Source organism: Pseudomonas sp. P4_C3 (assembly GCF_056402075.1).
Window position 1 is genome coordinate 1 of record NZ_JBFUIC010000246.1, and the last position, 6574, is coordinate 6574.

6 protein-coding genes are annotated in these 6574 nt (G+C 60.8%); 1 reads left to right on the forward strand and 5 read right to left on the reverse strand.

Annotated elements, in window-relative coordinates; all coding sequences use genetic code 11:
• On the reverse strand, positions 1-496 hold a 496-nt coding region (locus AC1DVH_RS24490; RefSeq protein ID WP_477755991.1), incomplete at its 3' end, for an alpha/beta hydrolase.
• A gap of 144 nt (positions 497-640) precedes the next feature.
• Here AC1DVH_RS24490 and AC1DVH_RS24495 point away from each other — a divergent pair.
• Positions 641-1075, forward strand: a complete 435-nt coding sequence (locus AC1DVH_RS24495; protein ID WP_007989833.1) for a Z-ring associated ZapG family protein — start codon at positions 641-643, stop codon at positions 1073-1075.
• 260 nt (positions 1076-1335) lie between these two features.
• On the opposite strand, the gene AC1DVH_RS24500 is transcribed toward AC1DVH_RS24495, so the two are convergent.
• From AC1DVH_RS24500 to AC1DVH_RS24515, 4 genes are all read right to left on the reverse strand, one after another.
• Positions 1336-2076 (reverse strand): YiaD family glycine zipper/OmpA-like lipoprotein, encoded by a 741-nt coding sequence (locus AC1DVH_RS24500; RefSeq protein WP_477755992.1) that lies wholly within the window; start codon positions 2074-2076, stop codon positions 1336-1338.
• A 103-nt stretch (positions 2077-2179) separates the two neighbouring features.
• The gene (locus AC1DVH_RS24505; protein WP_108215462.1) at positions 2180-2821 is read right to left on the reverse strand and encodes an MBL fold metallo-hydrolase; all 642 of its coding nucleotides are present in this window, start codon (positions 2819-2821) and stop codon (positions 2180-2182) included.
• An 86-nt stretch (positions 2822-2907) separates the two neighbouring features.
• Positions 2908-5646, reverse strand: a complete 2739-nt coding sequence (locus AC1DVH_RS24510; protein WP_477755993.1) for a winged helix-turn-helix domain-containing protein — start codon at positions 5644-5646, stop codon at positions 2908-2910.
• Between the two features lie 175 nt (positions 5647-5821).
• On the reverse strand, positions 5822-6574 hold a 753-nt coding region (locus tag AC1DVH_RS24515), incomplete at its 5' end, for a DUF1329 domain-containing protein (RefSeq protein ID WP_477755994.1).

Genomic DNA, 6574 nt, shown 5'->3' on the forward strand with positions numbered 1-6574 from the left:
GATCGATCACTTCATCGGTTTCCGGCTGGATCAGGGTCAGTTCGCCCTGCTGTGGCAGTGGGTCCTGAGCGCCGAGACGCATGACTGCCGGCGCGACCATGAACAGGTGCTCGACCTGCTCACCCTTGGCCTCAAGGCGTCCGCCGAGACTCGCGGCAACAAAACCGCCGAAGGAGAAACCGAACAGGGTCAGCGGCAATTGCGGGTGTCTGGCGCGAAACCATTCGGCGACAGCCTGGGCATCATCGACTTCACCGGTGCCCATGTCGTGGGAGCCTTCGCTGGCGCCGACGCCACGGTAGTTGAAGCGCAGGGTGATCAAGCCTGCATCGCGCGCAGTGCGCTGCAGGGTCGAGACCACTTTGTTGAGCATGGTGCCGCCCTGCACCGGATTCGGATGGCAGATCAGTGCCAGGCCGCGAGGCTGCTCATTATCCAGATAAAGAGCTTCCAGTTGGCCAACAGGGCCATCAATCACTACAGGGGTTTCACGCATAAGCAAGGAAGGAACTCCGTGACCTCGAATCGGGTCGACTCGTCTAGCAAATTGTCTGTGGCTGTCTATTGCGAGTGAATCGCGGTATACAGCGCAGGTTCGAGCCGTTAACGTAAAGCAAAGCCGTTTATAGAGGAAGGACTCGTGGAACACTCGCTCTTAGTTTGGTTGTTACCGACTCTTGCCCTGGTTGTGGGTGTCGCCATTGGGTTCCTGATCGCCCGCGTTGCACCGAACGCCGCGCCGAGCCGCACGCAGCGTCAGCTGGACGATATTCAGGAACGTTTCGACAGTTATCAGAACGAGGTGGTGACCCACTTCAACAGCACCGCGACACTGGTCAAGAAACTGACTCAGAGCTATCAGGAAGTGCAGGACCATCTCGCCGAGGGCGCCAACCGCCTGGCCCTGGACGAACAGACTCGCCAACGCCTGCTGGCCTCCCTGCACGCCGATGCAGCTCAGGCTCCACGGGAGCGCCTGACGCCGCCACGCAATCAGGAACCGCCTCGCGACTACGCACCGAAAGCCCCGAACGCGCCGGGCATGCTCGATGAGCATTACGGCCTGAAGAAGTAAGCAGGCCCGCACGCAAAAGCCCCCGGACAGGTAATTGTCCGGGGGCTTTTTTGTTTCTGATCCTGTATCTCTGCTGCCCACACTGGCCTCTTCGCGGGCAAGCCCGCTCCCACAGTTTCCGAGGTCGACCCAGAACCCTGTGGGAGCGAGCTTGCTCCAGGCGGCGTTCCGACGATGGGGCCGGAACTGACGACAAAAAAAACCGCCCGATCTGTAGAGGATCGGGCGGGCCTTTTTACGCCTGGGGTTCAATCAGACGATCAAGGGTACTGCTGAACCTGACCTTGTTGCTGGGCACCATACTGCTGGCCCGGAATCGCCTTGAGGTTAACCTCGACACGGCGGTTCTGCGCACGGCCATTGACGTCAGCGTTGCTGGCAACCGGGCCATCCGGGCCGGCACCGCGAGCGCTCAGGTTGGCACCGCTGACACCTTGCGAGGTCAGGTAGGTTGCCACGCTCTGGGCACGACGTTGGGACAGGTCCATGTTGTGCTGGCGACTGCCGGTGCTGTCGGTATAGCCGACGATCTCGATCTGGTTCTGGTTGAACTCTTTCAGCGAGCCCGCCAGGTTGTTCAGCGGCTGATAGAAACCTGGGGCAATATTCGCCGAATCGGTAGCGAACGTGATGTTGCCCGGCATGATCAGCTTGATCTGGTCGCCCTGGCGCTGCACTTCAACACCGGTGTTGGCCATGCTGGCGCGCAGCTTTTTCTCTTGTTGATCGGCGTAGTAGCCGTAGCCGGCGGCAGAAGCACCGACCACCGCAGCACCGATCAGTGCACCCTTGCCACGGTTATCGTGGTTGATCGCAGCACCGGCCAGCGCACCGGCCAGAGCGCCGAGGCCACCGTATTTCGCGGTCTTGCTCATGCCTTCGGAGCCGCTATCCGCCTGGCCCTGGGCCTGGCCTTGACCACCGTAAGGGTTAGGCGAGGCGCAACCGGACAAAACGGCCACAGCCGTAGCGACAATAATCAAACGACGCGTGGTGAACATGTAAAGCTCCTACTTTTTTGCATTCTGTGGTGCAACGGGCCAAGGCATCAGCCTTTGCGGGCGTTGGATCATGTTAATGGGTAAAAATTCCGAATGTTACAAATCAGCCCCGAACAAAGGGGTTCTCGCGCATTTCGTCGCCCAGACGGGTATCCGGACCATGCCCGGTCACCACCGTCGCCTCTTCGTCGAGGGTGTACAAACGCTGCTTTATCGAACGCACGATGGTGGCCTGGTCGCCCCCCCACAAATCCGTGCGCCCGACGCCGCGACGAAACAGCGTATCACCGGCAATCAGCAACTTGGCCTCGGAAAACCAGAAGCTCATGGAGCCTGGCGTATGACCCGGCGTGTGCAGCGCCACGCCACATCCGCAGGCCAGTTCTTCATCATCGGCCAGCCAGCGATCCGGGGACGGCACCGGGGTATAAGGAACGCCGAACATCTGGCACTGCATTTCCAGGTTGTCCCACAGAAACTGGTCTTCCTTGTGCAGATGCAGCGTCGCGCCGGTTTTCTCCTTGAGTTGACCGGAAGCCAGGAAATGATCGAGGTGCGCATGGGTGTGAATGATGCTGACCACTTTCAGCCCCAGGGCATCGAGACGCGCCAGGATCAGTTCATGATTGCCACCCGGATCGACGACGATGGCCTTTTTCGTCACCGGATCGCCGATGATCGTGCAGTTGCACTGCAAAGGACCGACGGGGAAGGTTTCGCGGATGAGGGTGGGTTGCTGGGACATCGGGGCCTGCTCGATAAACGGGGACGAGCGATTTTCGCACAATTGAGTATCCAGCCAATGGCCGCGATGTGTAACGTGAAAAATCCTTAACCCAGCACCCCCAATTCCTTGGCCCGCGCCACGGCCTGCGTGCGCCGCTCGACCCCGAGTTTGCTGTTGATGTGGCTGGCGTGGGTCTTGACCGTGTGTAAGGAAATAAACAGCTGATCGCTGATTTCCTGGTTCGAACAGCCCTGGGCGATCAATCGCAGGACCGCCAATTCCCGCGTGCTGAGCTGCTCCGCAGCCGCGCAGGATTCCGGTCCGGGGCGGGCAGTCAATGCCGGCAGCTTTTCACTGAGGCTCAGGGAAACAGGGGTTGGCGGACACTGTTGAAGCTGCCCGCGCAACCAGTCCGGATGCTCGGCCAGCAGGCCCTCAAAGGGTTGCAGCGCCCCTCCGCCAGCAGCATCCAGCGCCTGAGCCAGTGCCTTGCGGGCTTCCGGCTCCCTTCCGCTGCCCAGCAATAACGCCACTTTCTGGGTCAACGCCATGGCACTGAGCATCTGCCGGCCGCTTTRCTGGCCATGTTCGAGCAGCGCATTCAAACGCCCTTCGGCCAGCATCGGTTGGCCCTGGATGACGTCGAGCAAGGCTTGTTGCAATTCGATATGCAGCGGCAATTGCGGGTGGAATTCCGGTGGTGCCGCCCCGTTTTCGCCGTTATAGGTCTGCCCCAGGCGCGACAGCCAGGCTTCGGCCAGATCGGTGCGCCCCTGGACCAGCCAGAGTTCACATTTGACCAGGGTGATCATGGCCAGGTAGTAGATGGGTGGCACGTCCCAGATGTGCATGAGCCGTTCAGCTTCAGCAAGTTCGGCAAAGGCTTTGGCGAACTCGCCGCTGCTGCCTTCCAGCCTGGCAATCACACAATGGCCGATCAGCACGCTGATGTCACGACAGGCGCGCGCCTCGCTCAAACCGGCCTGCAATCGCAGCCGCGCCGCCTGCGGCTGCATGCGCAGGGCCAGCAGAAAGCCTTCATACAAGGTCAGCCGGGCTCGAACTGCATACAGCCGCTGCGCAGACAAGCTCTGCAGGCGTTGCATCCCCTGACGGACCTCCTCCAGCGCCCGACAGATTTCTCCGCGCGCTTGCAGAACCCGGGCGCGGTCGTAGTGCGCCAGCGCTTCGAACAACGGGTTGCCGACCCGTTGCGCCAGCTCCAGCGATTCGCGGTTCAGCCCCCGCGCCCGCCACAAATCACCGTCGGCAATGGCCAGGTTGGACAGGGTCGAGAGGCACATCAGGCGCTGGCCGTAACGCTTGGACGGAAGACTGTCCAACGCTTCGCGGCAGTACTGCAGCGTCAGTTCGCGGTTGCCGCGCCCACGGGCAATGATGCCGCTCAACGCCAGCCATTGAGCGAGCATGGACTTCTGGGCGGTGGCCGACGGCGCAGGCAGGAAACGGCTCAAATGGCTGGCCAGTTCCTCGGCGGCATCCAGCTGGCAAGCCATCCCCAGCGCCCAGCTATAGAGCACAATCAGTCGCGGCGTGCTGATCAGCAAGCTGTCAGGCAAGTCCATTTTCCAGCGCAGCAACATGCCGACGTTCTGCTCGGCCAGCAGTTGCTCTTCGGAGAGGTTCTGCACCAGGTTCGCCGCGACGTCCAGGTGACCGGCACGCAAGGCCTGCTCCACGGCCTCATCGAGCAATCCCTGGGCATTGAACCAGCGGCAGGCACGCAAGTGCAGGCTGGCGGCCGGCACCATCGACTGGGAAGCAGGCCGTGTGCGCAACAGATCGGAAAACAGGTGGTGGTAACGATACCAATGGCCATGCTCGTCCAGTGGCACCAGGAACACCTGGTGGGCAAGCAGGAAGCGCAGGATCTCCCCGCTGTCATGGGCGTCGCGAACGGCGTCGCACAGTTCGCTGCAAAATCGTTCCTGGGGTGCCGTGTCGTAGAGGAACGACTGGACCTCGGCAGGCAGGCAATCGATGACTTCTTCGAGCAGATAATCGCGGATCAGCCCTTCCCCACCGTGCAACGATTGCGGCAGCGCGCCATCGGTGCCTGCCTCGGAGGCGGCCAGCAGCCAGAAGCGCAACCCCGCGACCCAGCCTTCGCTGCGCTGGATCAGGTTTTCCAGCGCTTCGCCACGCAAGGAACTGCTGTGGCGATCAAGCAGGCTCAAGGCTTCGTCGTGGGTCAGGCGCAGATCCTGTTCATGCAACTCAAGTAGTTGCCGTGACAGCCGCAGCCGCGCCAGATGCCAGTCGGGACGTTGGCGACTGGTGACCATCACCAGCAAGCCATCGGGAAGATGATTGAGGAAAAACTGCAGGCAGCGGTCCAGCACCGGCCCTTGGGCCAGATGGTAATCATCCAGCACCAGCAGTAATGGCGTCGCTGTAGACAGGTGCACGGCCAGTTCGTCAAGCAGGCCGTCCAGCCACTCTTCGAACGCGAACGGCTGATGGCGCTGGCGCATTTTCAACAGCCCGAGGGATTGCCTGCCCAGATGCGGGAAATAGTCCTGAAGACCTTCCAGCAGGCGCTCGAGAAAACGCCCCGGGTCACTGTCGCGCGGGCTCAACCCCAGCCAGAGACTTTGCCAATGCGCCGGCAACCCCTGACAAAACTCCACCGCCAACGAACTCTTGCCGAACCCTGCCGGTGCGCTGACCAGCAATAACCTGCCGCCGAGCCCGGCACTCAGTCGTTCGCACAAACGTGGACGCAGCACATGGCCGTCGGGCAACGGCGGGCGGAAGAAGCGCCCGTCGAGTGTCGCGACGGCGATGTTTGCAGAACCTGGGGATGTAGACAAATCAGTCATAGCCGGCTCTTGTTTGAATTGCGGGTGGCGGCGTTGCAGATGTCCGCAGACTAGCCGTAAACGGATAGGGAATGAAGGTAGTTGCTACAAATGGCTACAAAAAGTCTACAAACAAAAAAAACGCCCCGAACCAGTCGGGGCGTTTTCAGAGGGTGCGGCCTCTACTCAGTTCACCTTAGCGAACACCATCCTGACGCAAGGCGGCCGGGGTGAAGTCGCTGGTGGTGGCAGTGAAGCCGAAGTCATAAGCCGACTTCTCTTCGTTCTTCATGCCCAGCGCCAGGTAACGTCCCGATTGCAGGTCATACAAGGCTTCGAGGGCATACCACGGCACTTGCTTGTCGTAGTAGTTCTCGGCGTGGGCCTCGGCGACGCGCCACAGTTGACCGCGACCGTCGTAATGGTCGATGACCGCTGCTTGCCAGGTGTCTTCGTCAATGTAGAAGTCACGCTTGGCGTAGATATGACGCTGGCCTTCCTTCAGGGTTGCAACCACATGCCACACACGGCGCAACTCGTAACGAGCCAGGTCCTGGTTGATGTGACCGGCCTTGATGATGTCGGCGTACTTGAGCTTCGGATCGTCGAGCTTGTAGGCATCGGAGCCGATGTACATCTCTTTCTTGCCTTCGAGCTTCCAGTCGTAACGATCCGGTGCACCATTGAACATGTCCAGGTTGTCGGAAGTACGCAGGCCGTCGGCTGCAGTACCCGGGCCGTCATAGGACACTTGCGGTGCACGGCGCACACGACGCTGACCGGCGTTGTAAACCCACGCCGAGCGCGGCTCCTTGACCTGATCGAGGGTTTCGTGAACCAGCAGCACACCACCGGCCAGACGTGCCGGCGCGGTCACTTTCTGCTTGAAGTAGAACAGGATGTTGCCCGGATTTTTCGGGTCGTAATCCTTCATCTTGTCGCGGAACAC